The 25,240-nt window shown below is 63.6% G+C and carries 25 protein-coding genes, 1 tRNA gene and 1 pseudogene; 20 read left to right on the plus strand and 7 right to left on the minus strand.

What is annotated here, in order from left to right; translation table 11 throughout:
• Positions 1-44: 44 nt before the first annotated feature.
• Positions 45-1,058, plus strand: coding sequence for an isocitrate dehydrogenase (locus J7J50_RS17485; protein WP_215059067.1), 1,014 nt, complete (start codon positions 45-47; stop codon positions 1,056-1,058).
• Positions 1,059-1,758: 700 nt separating this feature from the next.
• Complete coding sequence (locus J7J50_RS17490; protein ID WP_215059066.1) at positions 1,759-3,111, plus strand: Na+/H+ antiporter NhaC family protein; 1,353 nt, start codon at positions 1,759-1,761, stop codon at positions 3,109-3,111.
• Between the two features lie 95 nt (positions 3,112-3,206).
• Here J7J50_RS17490 and J7J50_RS17495 read toward each other — a convergent pair whose 3' ends face one another.
• Both J7J50_RS17495 and gloB read right to left on the minus strand, forming a co-directional pair.
• Positions 3,207-4,556, minus strand: a complete 1,350-nt coding sequence (locus J7J50_RS17495; RefSeq protein WP_343222535.1) for a transglycosylase SLT domain-containing protein — start codon at positions 4,554-4,556, stop codon at positions 3,207-3,209.
• Positions 4,553-5,338, minus strand: a complete 786-nt coding sequence (gene gloB / locus J7J50_RS17500; RefSeq protein WP_215059065.1) for a hydroxyacylglutathione hydrolase — start codon at positions 5,336-5,338, stop codon at positions 4,553-4,555. Before gloB ends, J7J50_RS17495 begins: the two co-directional genes overlap by 4 nt.
• Before the next feature lie 207 nt (positions 5,339-5,545).
• On the opposite strand from gloB, the gene J7J50_RS17505 reads away from it, so the two are divergent.
• From J7J50_RS17505 to dnaQ, 3 genes are all read left to right on the plus strand, one after another.
• Positions 5,546-6,268, plus strand: a complete 723-nt coding sequence (locus J7J50_RS17505) for a methyltransferase domain-containing protein (protein ID WP_251044640.1) — start codon at positions 5,546-5,548, stop codon at positions 6,266-6,268.
• 30 nt (positions 6,269-6,298) lie between these two features.
• Positions 6,299-6,769, plus strand: a complete 471-nt coding sequence (gene rnhA, locus J7J50_RS17510; protein WP_215059063.1) for a ribonuclease HI — start codon at positions 6,299-6,301, stop codon at positions 6,767-6,769.
• 113 nt (positions 6,770-6,882) lie between these two features.
• A complete protein-coding gene (dnaQ, locus tag J7J50_RS17515) occupies positions 6,883-7,617 on the plus strand; it encodes a DNA polymerase III subunit epsilon (protein ID WP_215059061.1) in 735 nt (244 codons plus the stop codon).
• Between the two features lie 89 nt (positions 7,618-7,706).
• On the opposite strand, the gene J7J50_RS17520 is transcribed toward dnaQ, so the two are convergent.
• Complete coding sequence (locus J7J50_RS17520) at positions 7,707-8,411, minus strand: PP2C family serine/threonine-protein phosphatase (protein ID WP_215059059.1); 705 nt, start codon at positions 8,409-8,411, stop codon at positions 7,707-7,709.
• 561 nt (positions 8,412-8,972) lie between these two features.
• Here J7J50_RS17520 and J7J50_RS17525 point away from each other — a divergent pair.
• From J7J50_RS17525 to J7J50_RS17545, 5 genes are all read left to right on the plus strand, one after another.
• A complete protein-coding gene (locus J7J50_RS17525) occupies positions 8,973-9,995 on the plus strand; it encodes a site-specific integrase (RefSeq protein ID WP_215059057.1) in 1,023 nt (340 codons plus the stop codon).
• Positions 9,996-10,199: 204 nt separating this feature from the next.
• Entirely contained in the window at positions 10,200-11,048 is an 849-nt protein-coding gene (locus tag J7J50_RS17530) for a hypothetical protein (protein WP_215059054.1), read from the plus strand.
• Between the two features lie 1,046 nt (positions 11,049-12,094).
• A complete protein-coding gene (locus J7J50_RS17535; protein ID WP_215059052.1) occupies positions 12,095-16,117 on the plus strand; it encodes an RHS repeat-associated core domain-containing protein in 4,023 nt (1,340 codons plus the stop codon).
• Complete coding sequence (locus J7J50_RS17540; RefSeq protein WP_215059050.1) at positions 16,096-16,395, plus strand: hypothetical protein; 300 nt, start codon at positions 16,096-16,098, stop codon at positions 16,393-16,395. Before J7J50_RS17535 ends, J7J50_RS17540 begins: the two co-directional genes overlap by 22 nt.
• A 145-nt stretch (positions 16,396-16,540) precedes the next feature.
• Positions 16,541-16,867 carry a hypothetical protein gene (locus J7J50_RS17545; protein WP_215059047.1) on the plus strand — a complete coding sequence of 109 codons (327 nt, stop codon included), beginning with the start codon at positions 16,541-16,543 and terminating at the stop codon, positions 16,865-16,867.
• On the opposite strand, the pseudogene J7J50_RS24865 reads toward J7J50_RS17545, so the two are convergent.
• Positions 16,864-17,117 (minus strand): annotated as a pseudogene (locus J7J50_RS24865) (capsid portal protein); the annotation flags it as partial. The gene J7J50_RS17545 and the pseudogene J7J50_RS24865 sit on opposite strands and share 4 nt — an antisense overlap.
• A 124-nt stretch (positions 17,118-17,241) precedes the next feature.
• Here J7J50_RS24865 and J7J50_RS24870 point away from each other — a divergent pair.
• Positions 17,242-17,442 (plus strand): AlpA family phage regulatory protein, encoded by a 201-nt coding sequence (locus tag J7J50_RS24870; RefSeq protein WP_251044644.1) that lies wholly within the window; start codon positions 17,242-17,244, stop codon positions 17,440-17,442.
• Between the two features lie 65 nt (positions 17,443-17,507).
• Here J7J50_RS24870 and J7J50_RS17555 read toward each other — a convergent pair.
• A tRNA-Ser gene (locus J7J50_RS17555) sits at positions 17,508-17,598 on the minus strand.
• A 165-nt stretch (positions 17,599-17,763) separates the two neighbouring features.
• Here J7J50_RS17555 and J7J50_RS17560 point away from each other — a divergent pair.
• Both J7J50_RS17560 and J7J50_RS17565 read left to right on the plus strand, forming a co-directional pair.
• Positions 17,764-18,168 carry a DUF6165 family protein gene (locus J7J50_RS17560; protein WP_057942326.1) on the plus strand — a complete coding sequence of 135 codons (405 nt, stop codon included), beginning with the start codon at positions 17,764-17,766 and terminating at the stop codon, positions 18,166-18,168.
• Positions 18,169-18,297: 129 nt separating this feature from the next.
• The gene (locus J7J50_RS17565; protein WP_215059043.1) at positions 18,298-19,110 is read left to right on the plus strand and encodes a PoNe immunity protein domain-containing protein; all 813 of its coding nucleotides are present in this window, start codon (positions 18,298-18,300) and stop codon (positions 19,108-19,110) included.
• Between the two features lie 36 nt (positions 19,111-19,146).
• On the opposite strand, the gene J7J50_RS17570 is transcribed toward J7J50_RS17565, so the two are convergent.
• The gene (locus J7J50_RS17570) at positions 19,147-19,701 is read right to left on the minus strand and encodes an NADAR family protein (protein ID WP_215059041.1); all 555 of its coding nucleotides are present in this window, start codon (positions 19,699-19,701) and stop codon (positions 19,147-19,149) included.
• Positions 19,702-19,727: 26 nt separating this feature from the next.
• The gene (locus tag J7J50_RS17575) at positions 19,728-20,804 is read right to left on the minus strand and encodes a glycosyltransferase family 9 protein (protein WP_343222537.1); all 1,077 of its coding nucleotides are present in this window, start codon (positions 20,802-20,804) and stop codon (positions 19,728-19,730) included.
• 22 nt (positions 20,805-20,826) lie between these two features.
• Between J7J50_RS17575 and J7J50_RS17580 the strand changes: the two genes are divergently transcribed.
• The 7 genes from J7J50_RS17580 to J7J50_RS17605 all read left to right on the plus strand — a co-directional run bounded on the left by J7J50_RS17580 (position 20,827) and on the right by J7J50_RS17605 (position 24,933).
• Positions 20,827-21,576 carry a 3-deoxy-D-manno-octulosonic acid kinase gene (locus J7J50_RS17580; protein WP_215059039.1) on the plus strand — a complete coding sequence of 250 codons (750 nt, stop codon included), beginning with the start codon at positions 20,827-20,829 and terminating at the stop codon, positions 21,574-21,576.
• Between the two features lie 30 nt (positions 21,577-21,606).
• Complete coding sequence (locus tag J7J50_RS17585; protein WP_215059037.1) at positions 21,607-22,365, plus strand: MBL fold metallo-hydrolase; 759 nt, start codon at positions 21,607-21,609, stop codon at positions 22,363-22,365.
• Between the two features lie 52 nt (positions 22,366-22,417).
• The gene (gene moaA / locus J7J50_RS17590) at positions 22,418-23,449 is read left to right on the plus strand and encodes a GTP 3',8-cyclase MoaA (protein WP_215059035.1); all 1,032 of its coding nucleotides are present in this window, start codon (positions 22,418-22,420) and stop codon (positions 23,447-23,449) included.
• A 79-nt stretch (positions 23,450-23,528) separates the two neighbouring features.
• On the plus strand, positions 23,529-23,753 hold the full coding sequence (locus J7J50_RS24875; RefSeq protein WP_251044641.1) for a hypothetical protein: 225 nt from the start codon (positions 23,529-23,531) through the stop codon (positions 23,751-23,753).
• Complete coding sequence (gene moaC / locus J7J50_RS17595) at positions 23,750-24,265, plus strand: cyclic pyranopterin monophosphate synthase MoaC (RefSeq protein WP_285222317.1); 516 nt, start codon at positions 23,750-23,752, stop codon at positions 24,263-24,265. Before J7J50_RS24875 ends, moaC begins: the two co-directional genes overlap by 4 nt.
• Positions 24,262-24,504 (plus strand): MoaD/ThiS family protein, encoded by a 243-nt coding sequence (locus J7J50_RS17600; protein WP_215059031.1) that lies wholly within the window; start codon positions 24,262-24,264, stop codon positions 24,502-24,504. Before moaC ends, J7J50_RS17600 begins: the two co-directional genes overlap by 4 nt.
• Positions 24,505-24,507: 3 nt before the next feature.
• Entirely contained in the window at positions 24,508-24,933 is a 426-nt protein-coding gene (locus J7J50_RS17605) for a molybdenum cofactor biosynthesis protein MoaE (RefSeq protein WP_215059029.1), read from the plus strand.
• Positions 24,934-25,240: the final 307 nt, after the last annotated feature.

Raw genomic sequence — 25,240 nt, forward strand, 5'->3', positions numbered from 1 at the left:
CGCGCCCTCGGCGCGCGCCGCCCTAACGCTGGAAGAATTCCCTCATGACGCAAACCATTACGGTCATCCGTGGCGACGGTATCGGCCCCGAGATCATGGACGCCACCCTGCACGTGCTCGACGCGATGAATCTCGGCCTGAGCTACGAGTTCGCCGATGCCGGTCTGGTCGCGCTGGAAAAGCACGGCGAGCTGCTGCCGGCGGCGACGATGGATTCGATCCGCAAGACCCGCGTCGCGCTCAAGAGCCCGCTGACCACGCCGGTCGGCGAAGGCTTCAGCTCGATCAACGTCGAACTGCGCAAGCGCTTCGACCTGTACGCCAACGTGCGTCCGGCCAAGTCGTTCCCGAACACCAAGTCGCGCTTCCCGAGCGGCGTGGACCTGATCACCGTGCGCGAGAACACCGAAGGCGCCTACATCGGTGAAGGCCAGTCGCTGTCGGAAGACGGCGAGACCGCGCTGCTGACCCAGAAGATCACCCGCCGCGGTTCCGAGCGCATCGTGCGCTACGCCTTCGATCTGGCCCGCAAGACCGGCCGCAAGAAGGTCACCGTGGTGCACAAGGCCAACATCCTGAAGTCGACCTCGGGCCTGTTCCTGAAGACCGCGCGCGAAGTGGCGCAGCAGTATCCGGACATCCAGTGCAACGAGATGATCGTGGACAACACCTGCATGCAACTGGTGATGCGTCCGGAGCAGTTCGACATCATCGTCACCACCAACCTGTTCGGCGACATCATCTCAGACCTGTGCGCCGGCCTCGTCGGCGGCCTGGGCCTGGCGCCGGGCGCGAACATCGGCACCGATGCGGCGATCTTCGAGGCCGTGCACGGCTCGGCGCCGGACATCGCCGGCAAGGGCATCGCCAACCCCTGCGCCTTGCTGCTGGGCGCGGCGCAGATGCTCGACCACCTCGGCCAGCCGGAGAAGGCGACCAAGCTGCGCGAAGCGATCATCGCCACGCTGGAAGCCAAGGATTCGCTGACCCCGGACCTGGGCGGCGAGGGCAACACGCTGTCGTTTGCCAAGGCGATCGCGAGCCGCGCCGCGGCGTAAGCGGCGCCCGGCAGGGCTCGATGAGCCCGATTCGATTCACGACGGGGCGCCTTCGGGCGCCCTGTTTCGTTTGTGGGGCTTCGATCGCGCGCGGTCGCGAGGCCTCTGTAGGAGGGAGCTTTAGCCCCGATGCCTTCCGGTCCGAACACCGATAACTGCAAGAGAAGCGTCGGGGCTAAAGCTCCCTCCCACAAAAAAACTCGCGGCTTCCCTCGCACAGCATTCCCCCCGGCACGCTCGGGATGACGGGCCCAGCGGGAAGGCCGGCTCGTTCAGTTTTCAATGGTTTGGCGCTGTCGCGAGGTCCCTGTGGGAGGGAGCTTCAGCCCCGATGCTTTCCGGTCCGGATGCCGATAGCTGCAAGAAAAGCGTCGGGGCTAAAGCTCCCTCCCACAAAAAACTCGCGGCTTCGCTCGCACAGCATTCCACCCCGGCACTCTCGGGATGACGGGCCCAGCGGGAAGGCCGGCTCGTTCAGTTTTCAATGGCTTGGCGCTGTCGCGAGGTCCCTGTGGGAGGGAGCTTTAGCCCCGATGCTTTCCGGTCCGACGCCGATACCTGTAAGAAAAGCGTCGGGGCTGAAGCCCCTCCCACAAGAAACCCGCAGCTTCCGCCCACACAGCATTCCACCCCCGGCACTCGACACGCGCCATGCTGCACTGCAAAATCGCACGGTTTTCGAATCCATTCGGATGAAGCGATGAATCAACCGTCCCAGTCCGGCGCGCCCCTGTCCCCGAGCGGGCTCGCGCTGACGCCGCTGCTGCTGTTCCTGGCGCTGTTCTTCGGCGCCGGGCTGTATTTCACCGCGCAGGGCGACGCGATGGGGTTCTACCAACTGCATGCGCCGGTGGCGATCCTGCCGGCGCTGGCATTGGCGGCGTTCATCGCCTGGCGGCGCGGGATCAAGCCGCTGGAGACGTTGCTCAACGGCATGGGCGATCACAACGTCGTGCTGATGTGCCTGATCTTTCTGCTGGCCGGCGGTTTCGTCGAAGTGTCCAAGGCGATCGGCGCGGTCGATGCGATCGTCGCCCTCGGCGTCGGCAACGTGCATCCGGCCTTGTTGCTGCCGGCGTTGTTCCTGGTCGCCGGTTTCATCTCGATGTCGCTGGGCACGTCCATGGGCACCATCGCCGCGGTCGCTCCGATCGCGCTGGGCGTGTCGGACGCGTCGGGCCTTGATCGCGCGCTGGTGCTCGGCGCGGTGATCGGCGGCGCGACTTTCGGCGACAACCTGTCGGTGATCTCCGACACCGCCATCGTCGCCAGCCGCACCCAGGGCTGCACGATGCGGGAGAAATTCCGCGAGAACCTCAAGCTGGCGCTGCCGGCGGCGCTGGGCACGCTGATCTTGCTGGGTTTCCTCGGCGAAACCGCGCCGGTGCAGACGCCCGACCCGGTGTCGCCGTGGCTGATCCTGCCTTATCTGATCGTGCTGGGCCTGGCCATCGCCGGCATCGACGTGATCATCGTGCTCAGCATCGGCCTGATCATCGCCGGACTGTTCGGCGTGTTCTTCGCGGAGGACTTCGGTTTCGCCGCCTACACCACGCATATCTGGGACGGTTTCGAGAGCATGGTCGAGATCACCTTGCTGTCGCTGCTGGTCGGCGGCCTGGGCGCGCTGATGAAAGCCGCCGGCGGACTGGCGTGGCTGGCGCGGGTGATCGGCAAGTTCGCGCGTGGTCATCGCAGTCGGCGCGCGGGCGAAATCAGCATCGCCGCGTTGTCGGCGACCACCGATGTGTTCACCGCGAACAACACCGTGGCGATCCTGATCAGCGGCGGCCTGGCGCGCGATGTGGCGCAACAGCACGACGTGCCGCCGGCGCGCGCAGCCAGCGTGCTCGACATCTTCGCCTGCGTGACGCAGGGCGTGCTGCCGTACGGCGCGCAGATTCTGTTGGCGGCGTCGCTGAGCAAGGTCTCGCCGCTGGAGTTGATCGGCAACGTGCACTACAGCTGGTTGCTCGGCGGGGTGACGATCGTGACGATGCTTTGGCCTTCGCGCAAGCGCAAGCAGGCCGAGGCGGTTGCTGCGGTGAATTGAACCTTCGCGGCGCGCAAGGTCGGATGCTCCCCGCACGGTAGCGCAAGAACAAAAAAGCCCGGTATCGCCGGGCTTTTTCTATCAGGGGAAACGCGCTACTTCCGCCCCGACTTAGGCCCATCGATCAACAACGCCTGTCCCGGCTTCAGCACCGTCTTCGCATTCAATCCATTGAGCTTGAGCAGATCCGCCGCGCGCATGCCGTAGCGCTTGGCGATGGTCCACGCGTTCTCGCCGCGGCCGACGGTGTGGCGTCGCGGCGCCGCGGCAACACTCTTGCCGGCTTTGGTTTTCTTGCCGTCGCTGTCGGCGGTATCGGACGCTTCGGCCGAACCGGAAGTGAAAGCCGCTTCGTTCGCCGCCGATGCAGTGGAGAACACCTTCGCCCCGGCATTCGCATCGCTGCCCGCATCGGCGCTGGGAAGCAATTCGCCGCCCGCGAGCGCGAGCGCGGACGCGCTCGATCCGGGCGTGCCGATCGCGCTGGCGGCCACCGCCAGCAGCGGCGCGCGCTGGCCGCCGGGGCGAACGATGCGGCCGTTGTCGAACATCGGATTCAGGCGCAGCAACTGCGCCGAGTCCTGATCGGTGCGCGCGGCCCATTCGCCGATGCTGTCGATCTCCGCCGGCACCGTCACCGCGGCCAGCCGCGGCACCGGCCGGTCCAGCGCGCTGAGCCATTCGGCGCGGTCGTCGGCCTGCTCCATCAGGCACGACAGGGCGTGCAGCTTGCGCACGTAGGCGGTGGTGATGTCAGACAGGCCGGTGAGGTCGTCGTGGCGGGTGGCGGCGATGCTCTGGCCGCCGCGCTTGACCGCGTTGAGCACGCGGTATTCGCCGGCGTTGTAAGCCATCACCGTCAGCCGCCAGTCGCCGCCGAACATGCCGTGCAGGGTTTTCAGGTAACGCACCGCGGCCTGGGTGGACTCCACCGGCGACAGGCGGCCGTCGTAGCCCTCGCGCATCGGCACGCGGTGGTTGCGCGCGGTCATCGCGATCATCTGCCACAGTCCGGCCGGGCCGCTGGCGCTGCGCGCGCCGGGGCGGTAGCCGCTTTCGACGAACGGGATCAGCGCGTATTCGGTCGGCAGGCTGGCTTCGCGCAGCGCATCGACCACGTAGCCGAACAGCGGCAGCAGGTCGTCGTCCTTGGCCGCCAGGCGCTTGGGCGCGGTGGCGAAGTGCTGGCGCCAGCGGCTGCTGACCCCGGGTTCGCAGGTCTTGTCGGCCAGGCCGTCGCGGAAGCGCTGGTAGATGTCGCGGCCGTTGCGGGTCGGGCCGGTGTCGTTGGCCGGGTCGGCGGCCGGCGGCGGCGCCAGCTGGGCGGCGTCGGCCGCCAACGCCGGCGCCGCGGACAGGGCCGCGCTCAGGCACAGGCAGGCGGCCAGGGCCGCGTGCAACGGCCGGCGCGAAGCCGCCCGGGCCAGGGCGCGCGCCGGTCTCACGCGCGGAACCCGTCCTTCCAGCGCCGCAGTTCGGCGAAGGTCTCGACCTCGTCGGCCGGCTCGCGACCCAGGCGGTGGGCGATCGCGCGGATCACCCCCGGCTGGCGCGTGCGCAGGAACGGGTTGGTCTGGCGTTCTTCCGCGATCGAGCTGGGCAGGGTGGGGCGTCCGGCGTTGCGCATGGCCTGGGCCTGTTCGGTACGGCGTTGCAGCGCCGGGTTGTCGGGTTCGACCACGCGCGCGAAGGCGGCGTTGGACAGGGTGTATTCGTGGCCGCAGCAGACCCGGGTGTCGTCCGGCAGGGCCGCCAGACGGGTCAGCGAGGCCAGCATCTGGGCGGGCGTACCTTCGAACAGGCGGCCACAGCCCAGGCTGAACAAGGTGTCGCCGCTGAACACGATGCGGTCGGTCGCGCGGCCGCCGCGCTCCAGGTAATAGGCGATATGGCTGCGGGTGTGGCCGGGCACGGCCAGCACGTCCAGGGTCCAGCCATCGACGTGGATCTTGACCCTGTCGCCGACCTGGGCGGTGGCGCTGGCGATGCGGCCGTCGTCGGGGGCGAACACCGGGATGTTCGGCCAGCGCTCGCGCAGCGCCGGGGTGGCGCCGATGTGGTCGTCGTGGTGGTGGGTCAGCAGGATTCCGACCGGGCGCAGGCCGTGCGCGGCCGCGGCCAGGACCGGGGCGGCGTCGCCCGGATCGACGATCACCGCGGCTTCGTCGTCGCCGGACAAGGCCCAGATGTAGTTGTCGCTGAGGGCGGGCAGGGCGAGCAACCGCATTGTGAGGACTCCTGGCTGTCGCCCCGCGGGCAGGGCCGCTTGGCAGTAGGCTGGTTGCTCTGGCGCGCGCTGGAATCGATCCGGTCGCGACAGGACTATGCTCTAGCTCTGCCGATTCCCGATTCCCGATTCCCGATTCCCGAATCCCGAATCCCGATTCCCGATTCCCGATTCCCGAATCCCGGCCCCACACACCGAGACGCGACCATGCCCGCCCTGTCCCACGGCCGTCAACCCGATCACGATTCCAGCCCGGCCCTGCGCTGGTTCGGCGAGGTGCCCGGGCATGGCCTGCTGGACGTGGAAGCCGCGGCGATGGCGCCGGTGCTGGCGGCCAGCCCGAGCCTGCCCTGGGCCTGGTTCGGGGTCGCCGCGGCCTCGCCGCCGCCGGGCCGGGGCGTGGCCCTGCGCCGCAGCCGCGACGGCTTCGACGGCCCGCTGCGCTGCCGCCTGCCGCTGCCGCTGGCCAGCGAAGGCTTCGGCGCGGTGCTGCTGCAGCACGTCTTCGACGACGGCGCCGATCCGCAGCCGCTGCTCAGCGAGTGCGCGCGCATCCTCGCTCCGGGCGGGCGCCTGTGGCTGGCCACGCTCAATCCCTGGAGCCCGTACCGCCTGCGCTGGGCGCGCAGCGGCCTGATCGCCCGCGACGCCGGCCACTGGCAGGCGATGCTGCGCGCCTCGGGCTTCGCCTCCGATCCGGTCAGCCTGCAATGGCTGGGCCCGCGCTGGCGGGTCGCTCATGGCGAAGCTGGGATCGGCGCGGCCGACGTGGTCCGCGCCGGCGTCGCCCTGAGCCTGACCAAGCGCGTGCACGCCGCGATTCCGCCCTCGCGCCTGCAGCAACTGCGTTGGCAGACCGGATTGATCCCGCGCGACGCCGCCGCGCATCGCGGCGCCAGCGCCGCGCGCCGCGACGATAAGCAGCGATAATGCCCGGCCGTTTTACTGAGTAGTCGTTGCGTGAGCCCAACCAACCAAGGCGCGGACAAAACCGTAGACATCCACACCGACGGCGCCTGCCTCGGCAATCCAGGCCCCGGCGGCTGGGCGGCGCTGCTGCGCTACAAGAGCCATGAGCGCGAGCTATCGGGCGGCGAGCCGGACACCACCAACAACCGCATGGAGCTGATGGGCGCGATCATGGGCCTGGAAGCGCTCAGCGAGTCGTGCCAGGTGGTGCTGACCACCGACTCGCAGTACGTGCGCAAGGGCATCACCGAATGGATCGGCAACTGGGCGCGGCGCGGCTGGAAAACCGCCGGCGGCGACCCGGTCAAGAACCGCGACCTGTGGGAACGCCTGCACGCGGCCAGCCAGCGTCATCAGATCGAATGGAAATGGGTCAAGGGCCACTCCGGCAATCCGGAGAACGAGCGCGTGGATACCTTGGCTCGGGTGCAGGCGGAGCGGCTCAGGCCATACAGGCCGTAGTTCCGCAATCGAGCGACGACACAGAGCAACGAGGAGGAAACTCGGCCTCGTCGCTCCTTCCTAATGCCTCGCTTTGTACGCCACTCGTTCCTGGCTTCTGAGACAATCCCTGCATGCGTCAAATCATCCTAGACACCGAAACCACCGGCCTGAGCTGGGAGCGCGGCAACCGGGTGGTCGAAATCGGCTGCGTCGAGTTCATCGAGCGCCGCCCGACCGGCCGCCACTTCCACAAATACGTCAAGCCCGATTGCGACTTCGAAGCCGGCGCGCAGGAAGTCACTGGCCTGTCGCTGGAGCGGCTGGCCAACGAGCCGCGCATGGAAGAGGTGGTCGAGGAGTTCCTGGAGTTCATCCGGGGCGCCGAGCTGATCATCCACAACGCGGCCTTCGACGTCGGCTTCCTCAACAACGAGCTGTCGATCTGCGGCGCGCAGTACGGCAAGCTGGCCGATCACGTTCCCAACATCGAAGACTCGCTGCAGTTGGCGCGCCAGCGCTATCCGGGGCAGCGCAATTCGCTGGACGCCTTGTGCAAACGCCTGGGCGTGGACAATTCGCATCGCCAGTTGCACGGCGCGCTGCTCGACGCCCAGTTGCTGGGCGAGGTCTATATCGGCCTGACCTCGGGCCAGGAAGAAATCGGCTTCGGCGATCCGTCCGCCGCCGCGCAGCACAAGAAGCTCGACGTCCAGGTCGATCTGAGCGCGCCGCGTCCGCGCGTGATCGTGCTGGCCGATGAAATGGCCGCGCACCAGGCGCGGCTGGAGAAGCTGCGCAAGAAGGCCGGCAAGTGCGTGTGGGATCTGTCCGAGCCGCTGGAAACCGCGCAGGCCGTCGAGGCCTGAGTCCGCGCGCCGGCGCTCGCGCCGGCCGATGCGGTGGCGTGGTCGCGGCGTGCGCCGCTCCGGGCCAGCGTAGCGAGAGGCTCAGCGCCTCAGTGGCTGCGCACCAGCACCACGGTGACGTTGTCCGAGCCGCCGCCGTCCAGCGCCGCGGCGACCAGCGAGTCCACGCATTCCTGCGCGCTGCAGTCGTTGTGCGCCAGCACGCGGGCGATGCTGCGATCGTCCACTTCCTCGGTCAGCCCGTCGCTGCACAGCAGCAACTGCATGCCCGGACGCAGTTCGCCGGTCATGGTCTCGACGTTGAGGTTGCGCGGGTCGGTCACGCCCAGCGCCTGGGTGACGACGTTGCGGTGCGGATGGCTGCGCGCCTGTTCGTGGGTGATCGCGCCGTTGGCGATCAGCTCCTGCACGTAGCTGTGGTCCTGCGACAACTGGGCCAGATGGCCGTCGCGCCACAGGTACACGCGGCTGTCGCCGACCCAGGCCACTTCGAAGCGATTGCCGTTGATGCGCGCGGCGACCACGGTGGTGCCCATCGGCAGCGCGTCGTTGCGGCGGCGCGAGGTGCGGATGATCTCCTCGTCGGCGATCCGGATCGCCTGCGCCAGCGCGGTGCCGTTGCGGACCTCGCGGACGATCGCCTCGCGCGCCAGCGCGCTGGCGACCTCGCCGTATTCGTGACCGCCCATGCCGTCGGCGACCAGCCACAGGCCGAGTTCGCTGTCACCGTAATAGGTGTCTTCGTTGAGTTCGCGGCGCAGGCCGACGTGCGTGAGGTGTCCGAATTCGATCATCTGCCGGTCATGCCATTCGCGTCGTCGGGTGTGCCATTGCTGAAAACGGAATCATCGCGACCGAGCGGCCGTGTGGCAAGAAAGCGTGATCCCTGCACGGCTTCATGCATGAGCGCCGATGAAGACCGCGTGTGCGCCAGATTGCTTGCGCGCCGGTCGCGGTCCATCGATATCGATAAAGTCCTCGCCCTTGTGCGGATCGGTGCCGCCGTGGATCGAGACTCGCCCAACGCGCCCAAACCGTCGATGAAGGGCCGTGCGCGAGGCTTGTCCGGATTGCTCAGTCGAAAACGAAGCGCGGCCGCATGGCGCGATGCGCTCCGCTCCCGGCCGGCGTCCGGCCCGGGCGCGATCGGGCGCGATCGGGCGCGCCGCGGCAAAACGCGAAAAACACAACGGGCCCACGAGGGGCCCGTTGTGCGTATCTGGCGGAGAGGGGGGCCGCCATCACCATTCCGCATCGGTCCATATCGGTCCGCTTTTCGGTTGTAAGTCGTTGTTGTTAAAGAAAAGACGTTCCGCATAAGTCCGTTTCGTTCCGCTATGATCCGCCGCCCAAACATGGGTACAGGCATGGGTAGGAGAGAGCATGGCGAAAGGAGTACATCGGTCGAGGTCTGCGACGCGTACATCACTAAGGTGTCTGAGGAATGGAAGAACGACGCTCAGGCCGCCCAATGGCGGCAATCGTTGAAGGATTACGGACCTAAAGCCGACTTGCCGCTGGAGCATGTGACCGACGCGGTTGTGTTGGCGTGCCTGCGCAAGATTTGGATGGAGAAGACGGAAACGGCTACGCGGTTGCGCGGGCGCATTGAGCGTATATGGGGGCACGCTCACTATGAAAAGCTGGTCACCGGGGAAAACCCAGCGCGGATGAAAGGCCACTTGGAACACGCTCTCCCCAAAGCGTCCAAGATTAAGAAGGTCAAACACCACGCGGCGATGCCCTACGCAGAAGTACCGGCGCTAATGGCGAAGCTGCGTAAACGCACCGGCCGCTCGGCCAAGGCGTTGCGCTTTACGATTCTGACGGCGGTGCGGACTGAGGAAACCACCGGCTCGGACTGGCGGGAGTTCGATCTAGACAAGGCGAAATGGGTTATCCCGCCGGAGCGGATGAAAGGCGGCAAGGAGCATGTAGTGCCGTTGGGCGAGGAGGCGTTGGAAATCCTCAAGTCCTTGCCCAAGAACAAACCACCATTCCAGATGTCCGAAAACACGGTGCTCTATCTGCTGCAAAAGCCGAACAAGCTCAGCTTCCCGCAGTACACGGTGCATGGATTCCGTTCTTCCTTTCGCGATTGGGCGGCCGAGGAGACCGAGACCGAGAATTTCATTGTTGAAATGGCGTTGGCGCACGTCATCAAGGACAAGACCGAGAAGGCGTATCGGCGCGGGCAACTGATCGCAAAGCGCACGGTGTTAATGACGGCCTGGAAATTACTTAAGTGCCGAGCACAAACCCAAGCCGGAATAACCTCAAAGGCCGCCCATCGGGCGGCCTTCTCTTATGAGGCGACAGGGCGCGTGCGCCACTTTACGGAGCGGCGACCGGTCGGCGACTGCCGATGCCGGGTGTAACAGTCCCCGGTATTACGCCCCGCTAATAGGTTGCAATAAAAGGTGCAACATCGTTGGCGACCTCAACGGAGCAGACGGCTTTAACGGGGGTGACCACGCCCGGGGGCACCTATCTATCCCCCTTGTAATGGGTGTAACTTTGTAACAAACGTCAGCTGAGTATTACGGGTTCGACCTGTTGCAGGAGATATAGGGGATGGACGAGTGAGCAAGAGTACGGACGCCTTGACGGCGTTCCTGAGCAATTGGGAGCAGTTGAAGGAGCGGCGACCGGCGGAAGGGGACTTTGGCACCTATGGCTATCCGCTTTCCTACGCGTCTATGGATGAACTTTTCGGCAGGTGGAAGCAGACGCTTGCCACGTTGGATGACAGGGGATACTGGACCACCTCACCAGAAGTTGGAATTGCGGACGCGCCACTTGCCGCTCAGTTAAACAACCTCTCGTCCCTTGTTTCATCGGCGGCGTCGAACGGTGTGAGCTGGCTGCTAAGTGCGCAGTTCCTTGACGTTTCCCACAACGTTCAGTCTCAGCTATCGGCGCTGACACGTCGTCAAGCGAGCCTCAATAAAGAAGTTGCAAAGCTGCTGGCCGATAGAAGCGCTGAAAGCATGGAGAGTGTCGTTGCGGCTGCGACTGCGGCAAAGAGAATTCTGGACCTTAGTGTTCAGGTTGAGGGCAACGCAAAGCAGATCGCTGAAGCGACGACCACGATTGAATCAGCGAATGCGTTGGCAGAGTCGACAAATACACGCCTTGCCACATTGGCGAAGGAAGCGGATGACAATACGATCATTGTCAACGAAAGCAAGAGTTCAATAGATAAGTCTAATGTCGAGGTTGCGGAACTCAAAAAGCAGGCCGTTAAGCGAGAAGGTGAACTTGCGAAGCGCGTAGAGGAAATTGACAAGTTCTTGGCGGATACGGATGAGTCGGCCAAGAAGGCTTATAAGTCGGTCGAAGATGCATTGCGCAAGGTTCGTGACCAGGGATTGGCAAAGTCCTTTCCCCCTGCTGCTGACAGTGGGCGAGGGGTGAGAACTAGGGCTTGAGTGCGTCGAAATGCGTCGTGGCCGAGGGGTGGGTTCAGCGGCGCGGCGAACTGGCGGGCCAGGGGTGGAACGGGCTTCGGCATTTGAGTCGAAAGGCGCACAACTAGCGGGAAGGTGTGGCGGGGTCTCGACCGCGCGCCAGCGACCTCAATGCCGACGCAACCCGACCTACGCGTTCATCTCGTCTACCTGATTTGCGACTCGACTCATGGCCCGCCGGCCGACCACAGCGTCGCTACAGCTGAGACAGCGGCGCCTCAGCATTGCTCGGGTCGCCTGCTCCCCCAGACCTGCCGACCATGATCGTCGTGGATACCCGTAAAATGCTAAGCGAACCAGACAGTGCGCCCTACCGATGAAATGCATACATTTCTTGCGTTGCTGAGAATCAGGCCCCGTACTATTGCCAACAGAGATCAGAGCCACACCGATGCTAGTCAATTCCGAATCTCCGTGACTGTTCAGTCCATGGAATGCGTTAACTGTTATGCCATCTAGAGGTTTGTCATGCGCAAATGGATGTTGCTTTTAGCTCTGGCCCTGGGTTTTTCGAATACTGTCCAGGCCGCTGGGAACTGCACCCCCGCAACAGACGACTGCCTGCCAATAAAATTCACAGCATGGTGTTTCGCCGCAGGCGCAAACTGCCAGGGGGGTAAGCCCGCAAAAAGCTGTCCCGAGCAGTCGGGGAGCGGGGAAGGATATCGAACCGGAGATGAGGCCATAGGGTGGGCGCTCAATACATATAAAATGTGCGAAGGATTTACCGGTGGTACTGCCGCCCGGTCAGGGGCGGAGAGCTTTAGTGATCAGGGTATTTGGCCGGAGCCAACCGGCCGCCAACAAAATTGGGCCCTGACGTTGAGCAGCGGAAGTGGAAACCCAATCACGTACCTCGTTGGAAACGGTGGAAGTCGCTATTTTTTTGTCCTCCCGGTTTCAATCTGGACTATGGTTTCGACGGAAAAGTAAGCATATGTCTCCGCAGAAAGCCCGCTGTTAATCCAAAGAACTTGGGCTGTTGTTCAACTGATGATTTGGGGCGAATGCAAGGAAACCCGATCAATGTCGGGGCCGGAAACAAAGTTCAGATCGAAGAGGATTACTTAGGGTCGGGCACCTTCCCCCTAGAGTTCAAACGAACCTACAACAGCCTTTACATTCCTAACGTCTCAAGTTTCGGCAATCGCTGGAGCGGAACCTATGATCGGCAGATCTTTTTCCGACCAGGGTTGAGTGCTGCAACGGCAGTCCGATCAGACGGCCGGGTATTCAAATTCACGCAGAACGGCAGCGCCTTTATAGGCGATCCCGATGTTCCCGACCGACTTCAACAGACGCTGGACGCCGCCGGCAATTTAGTTGGCTGGGAGTACGACAGAGCGGACAATACGCGCGAGCAGTACGACGCCGGAGGGAAGCTCATCGCCGAGACTGATATCAACGGGCAGTCGCACTACCTTATTTATAGCGATACGGCTACCCATTATTCGATTGCCCCCTATCCGGGAATGCTGATTGCCGTAAGGGACTCGCGAGGACGAGAAATCAGGTTCAGCTACGACGGAAAAGTTCGTCTAGCATCCATGACCGACCCAAGCGGTAAAACAATCGAATACGGCTACGATGTGAATGGCAACCTAGTCACCCGGAAGGCTCAGGACGGAAGCGTTCGCGAGTACAAGTACAACGAGCCCGACAACCGCGGCACTCAAAGTCTCCCGTACGCGCTTACCAGCATTATCGGAGAAGACGGGGCGCGTTTCGCAACATTCAAATACGACAACGATGGCCGCGCGAGTTCCACCGAGCACATGGCGAACGCCGACAAGGTGTCTGTGTCTTATGGAGCAAACAACACTGCGATTGTTACCGACGCCCTAGGCGCAAGCCGCACGTTCACGTTCACAAAAACCTACGATGTGTTTCGTCTGACTTCGGTTCAAGAGCCGTGCCCGGCCTGTGTCGGCGGCACCGGCTCGAGAATACTAACGCTGGATGTCAACGGCTACAAAGATAAGTCCATTGATCTGGCGGGAGTAATCACCGATTTCGACTACGACGCAAATGGCCTAGAGATTAAACGGGTCGATGCAGTGAACGACGCGAGCGCAAAACGAACGATCGAAACTACGTGGCATACGACGGCACGTGTTCCTACGCAGAAGCTGGTCAAGAATGCTGCCGGCGCGGTGGTCAGCAAGAGCACCTGGAGCTATAACTCGCGCGGCCAAGTATTGGTCTATTCGGAAGTAGACCCCGACACGAGCGCTATCCGCTTTACAACCACGACCTACTGCGAACAAGCCGATATCGACGCAGGCGAGTGCCCGCTACTAGGTCTCGTCACTTCCGTCGATGGCCCGCGTTCCGACGTAGTAGACAAGACTATTTATAGTTACTACCAGAGCGATGCGGTCGGCTGCACAGCGAGCCCGGCGAACTGCGCTTATCGCAAAGGTGATCTATGGAAGATTACTAACGCGTTGTCCCAGGTCATAACCGAGAACACACGGTACGACGGCGCCGGGCGCATCGCTTCCGCCAAAGACATTAACGGGGTGATGACCGATTTCGAATACGGTGATCGAGGTTGGTTGTCCGCGCGCAAAGTACGTGGCGCTGACGACAGTTCCGAGGCCGATGACGCGGTCACTCGTTACGATTATTTCCCAACGGGCTTTGTCAAGAAGATTACCCAGGCGGACGGTTCATTTATTGTGTACGGTTACGATGCAGCACACCGGCTCACGAGCATTAACGACAGTCTGGGCAACAGCATCACGTACACGCTTAACGGTATTGGCCGCCGCATCAAGGAAGAGACAAAAGATGCGGGCGGCGCACTTCGTCGTTTGCTGTCGCGTGGGTATAACATCGCGGGACAGTTAGAGTCAGTCACGTCGGCCTACGGCCGCACGACCATTTACGCACCCGATCAAAACGGCCGGGACGATGTCACCGTTGATGCGCTTGGTCGAAAAACTGATACCGATTACGATCCGCTCTCGCGAATTAGCAAGATCGTTCAAGACGTTGGCGGGGTTGGCGCGAAATCTGAGTTTAAATTTGATGCGCTCGACCGGGCGATCTCGGTCACTGACCCGAAGAGTTTGGTTACAACGTACACCTACAATGGACTCGGCGATCGCGTGAAGATTAAGAGCCCGGACACCGGAGAAAGCTTCTTCACGTTCGACTCGGCAGGAAATCGCAAAACCGAAACAGATGCGCGTGGCATCACACGAACCTATCTATATGATGCACTGAATCGGCCAGTAGCTATATCGTTTCCGACCGCCAGCTTAAATATCGCTTACGAGTACGATACGGGTCAACAAGGTTGCGACCTGGATGAGCGCTTCAGTCGGGGCCGTCTCACGAAGATAACTGACAGCAGCGGAGTAACCGGCTATTGCTACGACCAGTTCGGCCGCGTTACTCAAAAGCGTCAATTGATCAATGGGAATAATTTTGCCGTTCGATACGGCTATACCCTTTCCGGGCGCCTCAAGTCGATCACCTACCCGGACGGCTCTGTTGTGGACTATGTGCGAGACGGTCAATCGCGCATTACGCAGATCAGCGTGCGGCGTGGGGGTAGCGCTCAGTCCGAAATCGTAGTCAACCAAGCCGCCTATTATCCGTTTGGGCAAAGTGCGGGGTGGATCTACGGCAACAGTCGCCAGATGACCCGCGTTGTGGATCTCGACTACCGAGTTGCCCAGGTAAAAGACGCTGCGGCTGGCGGTCTATCGGCTAGCCTTGATTTTGACTGGGTCGGCAACGTGACCAAGTTAAATCAGAACGACTCCGTGACTCCAACTGTTACCTTCGATTATGACGGGCTTAACCGACTGACGGCACTGAGGGATGGGCCGAGTCAGGCGCCCATCGAGGCTTATGGCTATGACGCCACAGGTAATCGTCTCAACATGACGACTGCCGCAGGCACGCAAAATTACACTTATCCCGCTACGAGTCATTTGCTGACACAAATCGGAAGTACCAGCGCTCGCGCCTACGACGCCAACGGCAACACGACCCAGATCGACGTTAATAGTTTCGTCTACAACGACTTGGGACGCCGTAGTGAAGTTAAGCAAGTCGGAGTGTCTAAGGCGCGCTACACATACAATGCAAAGGGCGAGCAGGTTGCGCGCACCGCTGGAGCGACTACGCGCTACAAAGTATTTGGCGAGAACGGCTTGTGGCTCGGCATGTACGACGAGACTGGTAAAGCGATGCAACAAGTCATTTGGCTCGATGATCTGCCTGTGGGGCTTTTGGCTGAAGGAAGAGAAGGTGGGCTACAGCTTAGTTACATCGAGCCCGATCATCTCGGGACTCCACGCGTCGTTGTTGATTCCGCTCGAAATGTTCCTGTCTGGACCTGGGATTTGAAGAGCGAAGCGTTCGGCAGCACTGCGCCGAATCAAGATCCCGATCAAGACGGAACTACGCTCGTCCTAGATATGCGGTTCCCGGGACAGCAGTATGACTCCATAAGTGACCTAAATTACAACTATTTCCGCGACTATGATCCAAGCGTCGGAAGATACGTGCAAAGCGATCCAATCGGGCTGATTGGGGGCGTTTCTACTTATGCTTATGTTCTAAGCAATCCCTCGATCTGGACCGATCCCAAGGGGTTGTTTGTTGTAACAAATGGAAATGGCAGTTCATGCGAGGGCGCCATCGGTATCACGACCTGTGATGGCAACGGAAATCTCGAAGTTAGAAACTGCAATGGAACCTGTACAAGTGCCTGCACCGCGATGCATGAAAATAATCATGCACGATTTTTGGGGACAAGATTCCCTGGCGGCTGCAAAGACAAGCCTAAAGGCGCATCGCCATGGCCAGAAGAATTGGCTTATGACCAGTACGTACTGTTAAGTGCGGAAACAGAATGCAAAGCGTGGGCCGAAACAATGAGTTGCCTGAAATTGTTGGAAAGCGCGTTGGCGACCGGTTGCGATACAAAATGCAGAAGCGATATCGAGTCCATGAAGAACGGCTACAAATATTGGAGAAAATACTACAAATGCGCAGCCTACTCATATTAATGCTTGCCGCACTTTCATCTACCTCCTGCGCCAAGGAGGTGGGCGAATGCAAACAGAGCCATGGTGAAGATAAAATAATTCCGGCTCAAGTGGTAAAGCGACTGCAATCTGACCTTAAAGACCAAAAGTTAATAGACCGGAAGGAGTGTCAAGACGAGGTGGTTTGGCTAGCGATTCCTGCAAGTCAACCGGTTGATAAACCGCGTCCAGTAGGAATCGGGCGACTTGTTGTCTTCAATAAGAAAACGAAAGAGGTTCTTGTCGTGCAAGGCCAGTGAGAGCTTGGAGTCTAGACGCACTTCCCAAGTCACGCCTATTGCAGTAAGGCCCGCGTTGCGGGCCTTACTGCGTAAGGTGAAGGCTAAATACGATACGCATCTAACCAAATGCCGTTTCTGGTTGAATTTTCGTGAGACAACTGCAATGGCAAAAGTGATTGATGAATTTACTGATGTCTCGCTTGAGGTCGGCCATATCTACTACGTCGTGGCCTATTCGGATCGCGACCTGAGATATCCCCTGGTCGAGACGGTGCGCTACATCGAGAGGAAACACCTAGACAGCGGTGAACTGGTCGCCTTCTTTGAGAATCTGACCGTTACAGAGGATCGAGTGTTTTTTATCGTTGACGGCGGCCTTCAAAATTTATTGCACGATGAAGAAACGTTGATCGCGGAACTTCGCCGTAGCTTTGTCGGCGCGGAGGGAGTTGCCTCCTTCACGGGTGCTCGCAAGTGCACAAGTAACTAACCCAACTCGTACCGGAGAAATCGCACGACTTCCTCGCCCAGCCAATCATTAAGGCGCCGGAAGCGGGCTTGCAGCGGCATCAGCTCATTGCGGGCGAACACACGAGCGCCCTTTTCCGCGTCGCCGAATCCGCCAGTATTGTTCGGCGGCATGCCCAGCAACTGCGGCGGCACGCGGTGCGCGGCCAGAATGTCATCCCGCGTCGCGCCCTTGATGCCCCCAGGAACTCATCCTTCGCCGCAACTTCGCTGGTGCCGGCTCTGCGCCTTCCTTATTTGGCTGCGGCGGTACAACGCCGTTCGCACCGATCCCCGGCGGCGCCGAACGCTGGCTGCTTCCTGGCGGGAGGCATGATTGCGGTCGCACAACGGCGCATGCCGGCAAATGAACGGCTGCTGCGGCGGCAAGAGGTAGAACACCGAGTGGGCCTGAAGAAGTCGGCCATTTACCAGCGCATCGCAAAAGGGGCCTTTCCGGTCCCAGTTCCCGACGAAGACGGCACGAATGTGCGTTGGCTGGAGTCGGAAATTCGGGCCTACATTGCGGCTAGAAAACGCGCTCGAGATGCTGGGTAAAGTAATGGGTACGGAAGTCTAGAAAAGAAAAAAGCCCCTGAAAAACAGGGGCTTTTTCTTTGGTCTGGCGGAGAGGGGGGGATTCGAACCCCCGGTACGCTATAAACGTACGCCTGATTTCGAGTCAGGTACATTCAACCACTCTGCCACCTCTCCGGGTGCAGTGAGCCGCGAATGATACGGGGTGGCGCGGCCGACCACAAGCGGCCGCCGCCGGGTTTCCGCCGCGTCCGCCCGCCGATCCGCCCGGCCGCGGCCAAGCCCGCGCGCGCGGCTCGGGGCTACACTAATCGCCCCCTTCGCAAACCACGGTCGCGCCCCATGTCCGAAATCCTGGTCCCGGTGTCCTTCGGCGAACTGCTGGACAAGATCTCGATCCTGCAGATCAAGTCCGAGCGCATGAGCGACGAAGCCAAGCTGGCCAACGTGCGCAACGAGCTGACCGCGCTGGAGCGGACCTGGATGGCGCACCCGGCCGCCGGCAGCGACATCGTCCGCCTGCGCGCCGAGCTCAAGGCCGTCAACGAGCGCCTGTGGGTGATCGAGGACGACATCCGCATCAAGGAAAAGGCGCAGGAGTTCGACGCCGAGTTCATCCGCCTGGCGCGTTCGGTCTATGTCGAGAACGACGTGCGCGCCCGGGTCAAGAAAGAGATCAACCTGGCGCTGGGCTCGACCTACGTGGAAGAGAAGTCCTACCAGGACTACGGCACCGGCGCGTTCTGACCAACCCCGCCGACGTAGCCTCCAGCCGTATGGCCGATTCCAAACCGCGCCCCGCCGGCGCTGGCTGTACGACGATCTGCTCGCCTGGCTGTGCCCGGGCGGGCTGTTGCTGACGGCGCTGGCCCTGCGATGACCCCGACACCTTTCCATCAACAGCGCCGTCAACCGCTGTTGAGCGAAGACTATTACCTGTTCTGCAACGACCATGTCCGTACCCACACGATGGCGGACATCGAGCACGCGCTGCGCCACGGCGGGTTGTCGGACGAGATGCGCTGGCTCGAATACCGCCGCAAGGCGGACGGGCTGTACGAAATGATGGTGCGCGACTACACCGCGGGCGAGCCGATCGAGGAGTTGCGCGAGCGGCTCGGCGCCGTCGTCGCGGCTTTCCAGAGCGCGGCTCATTTCAACCGCATTTTCGAAAACGAACCGGCGATTCCGCTGTTCGACTTCAGCTACAAGGACGACTACGTGCGCATGGTGGATCTGGTGTCGCTGCCGATTCTTTTGCATCGCGAAGACCTGATCCCCGCGGTGCATTCCTTGTTTAAGGGCGGCGGCCCGGACGAAAACGATGCCTTGATCGAGGACCTGCTGGGCAAGTACCTGCCCGATCGGCCGTATCTGGATGACAGCTATCAGCCGGTGCCCTACGGCATCTTGCTGGATGCGACCGCGCAAACGCCGATGGAGGAAAAGCAGGAAGACCTCGGACGGTTTCTGGAAGCGTGGTATCCGGCCATGCAGGGCGTGGGCTGGTACGACAGCCACAAGCACCAGTCGCCGCGCGGCGCCGGCGGCTATTTCGGCTACTGGGCGTTCGGCGCGGCGGCGGTGGCGTATCTGTACGAAGTGGACGACGCGCCGTTCCGCGAGCATCCGCACTACCCGAAGGATCTGGCCGATTTCGCGCGCTCGATGCCGCGCGCGACAGTCTGAGGACGTTGGCCCGCGTTACATCGTGTCAGTCTGGCGTCAGCCCGTTGCGCGCAAGCGTTCGCGCACGTCCATCAGCGCGAAGCCGAGCAGATTGAGCCCGCGCCAGTGCTCCGGCCGTGTCGCATCCGGATCGTCCGCGGCCAAGCCGATGCCCCAGATCGGATCGACCGGGCTGGCCTCGACCAAGACCCGCTCGCCGGTCGCGAGCAGGAACGCGCCCAGCGCCGGGTTCTGCCCGAACTTGGCCTGATTGCCGGCGACCACGATCGCGTACCGGTGCTGGACCCAGCGCGCTTCGTCGAATCCGGCGATCTTGCGGCCCAGCGCCTTGACCTGGGCCGGGTCGTCGCTGGCGGCGATCTGCGCGTGCATCGCTTCGTCGCCGAACAGGCGCGCTTTGCCGGCCATCATCCAATGTTCGGCGGTGGCGTAGCGGCGGCCTTCGATTTCGAACGGCGCCGGGTACCACTGGCTGAAGCAGCTTTTACCGACCTGGCCGGGGGCGACGCGATGACCCCAGAAGCACAGATAGTCGAACGCGGCGCCGTCATCGAGCGCGGCGGTGAGTTGGCCCTGAGAGCGGGGCGACATCGGTGCGGTTCCTTGCAAGTCGGTTCTCAAACGGCCGGATGATCGGCCACGTAGCGCTCGAACGCGGCGATGCCGTCGTCGACCGCGATCAGGTCCATGACCCCGTCGTGTTCGATCTTGGTGCCCCAGGCGATCTCGCTCGCGGACTTGCCCAGGTACTTGCGCGCGGCGTCGTCGTAGCGGTCGGCGCAGTAGCGCAGATCGCTGTAAGGGCCGCTGCGCACCGGGTTGCTGGCCGCGTGCAGGCCCAGCACCTTGGTGCCCATGGCGTTGGCGATGTGCATCGGGCCCGAATCGGGCGTCATCAGCAACTGGCCGCGCTCCAGCAGCGCCGGCAGTTGCTTAAGCGTGTCCTTGCCGACCAGATCCAGGGCCGGGTGCTTCATCGCGGCGAGGATCGCATCGGTGGTGTCGCGTTCGAGCTGGCTGCGCCCGCCGCACATCACCACGCGCCAGCCGCGCTGGGCGGCGTGGTCGGCGACCGCGGCGTAGCGCTCGGGCCGCCAGTTGCGCAGGGTGTGGCTGGAACACGGCGAAATCAGCAAGGTCGGCACAGTGTCGAGCGGCCATTGCGCGCGCGCCCATTCGCGCGCCTCCTCCGGTACCGGCAGGTCCCAGATCACTTCGGTCTGGCGCAGGCCCAGCGGCTCGCAGAAGCTGCCGATCGCATCGAGCACGTGGATGCCCGGGCGGTCGGGAATGCGTTCGTTGACGAACAGGCCGTGCAGATCCTTCGAGCGCGAGCGGTCGTAGCCGACCCGGCGCTCGGCCGGAATGAACGCCGACAGCAAGTTGGCGCGCGCCGCCACCTGCATTTGCAGCAGCACGTCGAAGCGCCCGCCCGGCAGCGGCCGCTCGTGCAGGGCGCGGCGCAGGGCGCGCATGCCGGCCAGGCCGCTTTTCTTGTCGTATTCGAGGAAATCCACGCCTTCCAGGCCTTCCAGCAGGCGCCGCTCACCCTTGCCGATCACCCAGGTGATCGAGGCCTGCGGCCGCGCCGCGCGCAAGGTGCGCACCAGCGGCACGACGTGGGTGACATCGCCCAGCGCCGACAGGCGCAGCAGGCAGATCGCGGGGGAGGCGCTGAGGGACGATTGGGCCACGTGACTTGTTAGACTCCGGCGGATGACGGGTTATGACGCCGCCGAGGGACTGACGCCGTACCGCGACGATAGCGGTTACGGTGCGATTTTGTTCGACCGCGAGCGGGTGCAGCAAGCCGTGCCGGAGTGGTTCTCGCCCGCGCACTGGGGCGAGCAGGCGCGTCCGGTGGACAGCGGCGGCCGCGGCGGCGCCTGGTTCGTCGATGCGCCGTTCGGCCAGGCGGTGCTGCGGCGCTATCTGCGCGGCGGGCTGGTGGCGCGCTTCAACCGCGACCGCTACTGGTGGCGCGGCGCCAATCTCACCCGCAGCTTCGCCGAGTTCCGCCTGACCCGCCAGGTCGCGCGCAAGGGCCTGCCGGTGCCGATGCCGATCGCCGCCTGGTACCGCCGCGACGGCCTGCATTACTACGCCGCGATCCTGATCGAGCGCCTCAACGACGTGCGCTCGCTGGCCGACCGCGCCGCGGTCGCCGGCGACGGCGCGCCGTGGGAGGAGACCGGCCGGCTGATCGCGCGCTGCCACCGCGCCGGACTGGACCACGCCGACCTCAACGCCACCAATCTGTTGTTCGACACCGCCGGCCGCGGCTGGGTGATCGATCTGGACCGCGGCGCGATCCGCATTCCGGCCACCGCCTGGCGCGAGCGCAATCTGGCCCGGCTCAAGCGCTCGCTGCTGAAATTGCGCGGCTCGCGCGGCCCGGCCGAGGTCGAGCGCGACTTCGCTCGCCTGCGCGCGGCCTATGACCGCGCCTGGGAACGTGGTTACTAGAAAGACTTACAGCGTTCGAAAGGGGACGGGATGACTTGGCGGCTGCGTCTGCACGGTGTCGGCAATGCGTCGGCGGTGGAACTGGGTTCGGCGATGGCGACCCTGGAGCGCGACGGCGAGCCCTGGCTGACTGTCGATTGCGGCGGCGAAGGCCTGACCGCCTTCCTCGCCCATTACGGCCACATGCCTGAGGCCTTGTTCCTCACCCACACCCACATGGACCACATCGCCGGCTTCGAGCGGCTGTTCGTGGCGCATTACTTCGACGAGGCCCGGCGCGGCAAGCCGAAGCTGTACATCCCCGCGCCGATCGTGCCGCTGCTGCAGCAGCGCGTGGCCGATTACCCCAACGTGCTGGCCGAGGGCGGGGTGAATTTCTGGGACGCGTTCCAGCTGATCCCGGTCAGCGGCCATTTCTGGCATCGCGGCCTGCGCATGGAAGTGTTCGCGACCCGCCATCACTGGCCCGACACCGCGTTCGGCCTGCGCCTGCGCGGCAGCGCGGTGTGGACCGGCGACACCCGGCCGATTCCCGAGGCGCTGGCCAAATACGCCGACCAGGACGAGCTGATCGCCCACGACTGCGCCCTGCACGGCAATCCCTCGCACAGCGGCATCGAGGACCTGGAGCGCGAATACCCGCGCGAACTGCTGAACCGGTGCCTGCTTTACCACTACGGCAGCCGCGAGGAAGGCGACGTGCTGGCCGCGCGGGGGTATCGTGTCGGCAGGCCCGGCGAGGTCGTGGATCTCGCCGAACCCACCGCCCAGCAGGTGCGCATCGCTTGAGAATCCGCGCTTGAGGGCATCCGATTGAGAGCCGTCGATTGAGAGTCTTCGCGTGAACGCCGTCCCCGGTCTGCCGCCTTCGTCCTTGCCGCTGGATCGGCACGGCAGGCCGCTGCGCGACCTGCGTTTGTCGGTGATCGAGGCCTGCAACTTCCGCTGCCCCTACTGCATGCCGGCCGAACGCGTGGCAGACGACTACGGCCTGGACGCGGCGGCGCGGCTGAGCTTCGACGAAATCGAGACCCTGGTACGCGGTTTCGTCCGCATCGGCGTGACCAAGCTGCGCCTGACCGGCGGCGAGCCCCTGCTGCGCAAGCGCCTGCCCGAGCTGATCGAACGGCTGGCGCGGATCGACGGCCTGGACGATCTGGCCCTGACCACCAACGGCTCGCTGCTCGCGCGCCAGGCCCGCGCCCTGCGCGAGGCCGGCCTGCGGCGCCTGACCGTGAGCCTGGACGCGCTGGACCCCGACCTGTTCCGGCGCCTGTCCGGCGGCCGCGGCGAAGTCGCCGACGTGCTGGCCGGCATCGCGGCGGCGCAGGATGCCGGTTTCGATTCGCTGAAGATCAACTGCGTGATCCAGCGCGGTGTCAATGAAGACCAGATTCTGCCGCTGGCCGAGCATTTTCGCGGCAGCGGCCACGTGCTGCGTTTCATCGAGTACATGGACGTGGGCAACTGCAACGGCTGGAGCGAGCAGGGCGTGGTGACCTCGCAGGAGCTGCGCGACCGCCTGCACGCGCGTTGGCCCATGCGCGCGCTCGACGCCAACTACCGCGGCGAAGTCGCCTCGCGCTACGCCTATCTCGACGGCTGCGGCGAAATCGGCTTCGTGTCCTCGATCAGCGCGCCGTTCTGCGGCGACTGCCACCGCTCGCGCGTATCCGCCGACGGCCGTCTCTACACCTGTTTGTTCGCCGCCGCAGGCACCGACCTGCGGCCCGCGCTCGCCCACGGCGAAGCCGCCTTCGCCGAGCATCTGGCCGAACTGTGGTCGCGCCGCAACGACCGCTACAGCGAACTGCGCGCGATGGACGCGCCGCGCTCGAAGCGGCATGTGGAGATGTTCTTGATCGGTGGCTGAGCGATGTGCGCGCGATGAATCCCCGATAGCCCCTCTCCCGTTCACGGGAGAGGGGTTGGGGTGAGGGCCGGGAGCCCCGATGCACCGCCACGGCAAACTGGACGCAGCGCACGCCGCTGCCTTGCGCAAGGCGCGCGGCGAGACTGAATGCACCGCGCGGCCCGGCGATCTGCTTATCATGCGACCGTTGCTGCTGCACGCCTCGTCCAAGGCGGTCGAGCCCTCGGGGCGGCGGCGCGTTCTGCATTTTCTGTTCGGCCCGCACGATCCCGGGTTCTCACTGCGTTGGAGTACCGCGATTTGAAATCCAAGGCTTCCCTGACCCATGTCGATCGCGACGGCCGTCCGGCCATGGTCGATGTGTCGGACAAGACCGTCAGCGCGCGCGAAGCGGTCGCGCAATGCCGCGTGCGTTTTCCCGCCTCGGTCGCCGCGCAACTGCGCGCCAGCGGGCTGAAGAGCAAGAAGGGCGCGGTGATCGACACCGCGATCATCGCCGGCACCATGGCGGTCAAGCGCACCCACGAGCTGATTCCGTTCTGCCATCCGCTGCCGATCGACGGCTGCCGTTTCCTGATCGATTGGGACGGCGACAACGCGTTGATGATCGAATGCGCGGTCAAGACCACCCATCGCACCGGCGTGGAAATGGAGGCGTTGACCGGCGCGACGATCGCGGCGCTGACGGTGTACGACATGTGCAAGGCCTTGTCGCATGCGATCGTGCTTGGGCCGGCGAAGCTGCTCGGCAAGCGCGGCGGCAAACGCGATTTCGGCAAGAGCGATCTCGGCCGCGCAGCGGGGAAGGGCGCATGAGCCGGTTGACCGTGCTGTATTTCGCCAGCCTGCGCGACGCCGCGGGAATCGCCAGCGAGTCGGTCGAGGCCGATGCGCGCGACCTGCGCGGGCTGTACGAATCGCTGCGCGCCCGTCACGGCTTCGCGCTGCCGGTCGAGCGCCTGCGCGTGGCCGTGGACGGCGCGTTCGCGCGCTGGGACGAGGCGCCGCGCGCGGGCAGCGAAGTCGCTTTCATCCCGCCGGTTTCGGGAGGCTGAGCGATGCAACGATTCTCCTTGTCCGAAGTGCCGTTCGAGATCGCGCCGCTGCGCGAGCGATTGCTCAGCGCGCATGCCGGCGCCTACGCCAGCTTCGAGGGCTGGGTGCGCGATCACCACAGCGGCCGCGCGGTCGCCGGACTGCGTTACGAGAGTTATGCCGCCCTGGCACAGAGCGAGGGCGACACGATCATGGCTGAGGCGATCGAGCGCTTCGCCATCGTCGATGCGTGCTGTGTGCATCGCGTCGGCGATCTGGCGATCGGCGAACTCGCGGTGTGGGTCGGCGTCAGCGCCGCGCATCGCGACGCGGCCTTCGCCGCCTGCCGTTTCATCATCGACGAGACCAAGGGGCGGGTGCCGATCTGGAAGCATGAGCGCTATGCCGACGGCGATGCGGATTGGCTGCATCCAACAGCACCCGCGTAAAACAGGGCCAAATATTCCCATCGAGGCGACAAACCTCGCGCCCCTGGGGCAGGTTCAAAATCTCTGCTTTCGCTCGTCATTCCCGCGAACGCGGGAATCCAGCGACTTCAAACGTTCTTGCACGAAAGGCACTGGATGTTCGGCTCCGCCGAAGTAAAGCGGAGCCCGCGTTCGCGGGAATGACGAGCTTGTTTTTCAGTGGCTTTGAACACGCGCTTAGACACAATCCCCGCCAGCACCACACCCCGCGACACATGAACCCCTTCCGCATTTGAGGTAGCTTCGGTTTCCCGTATCGAACCACCGG

This window comes from Lysobacter sp. ISL-50, from assembly GCF_018612875.1.
Lineage (GTDB): Bacteria > Pseudomonadota > Gammaproteobacteria > Xanthomonadales > Xanthomonadaceae > Lysobacter.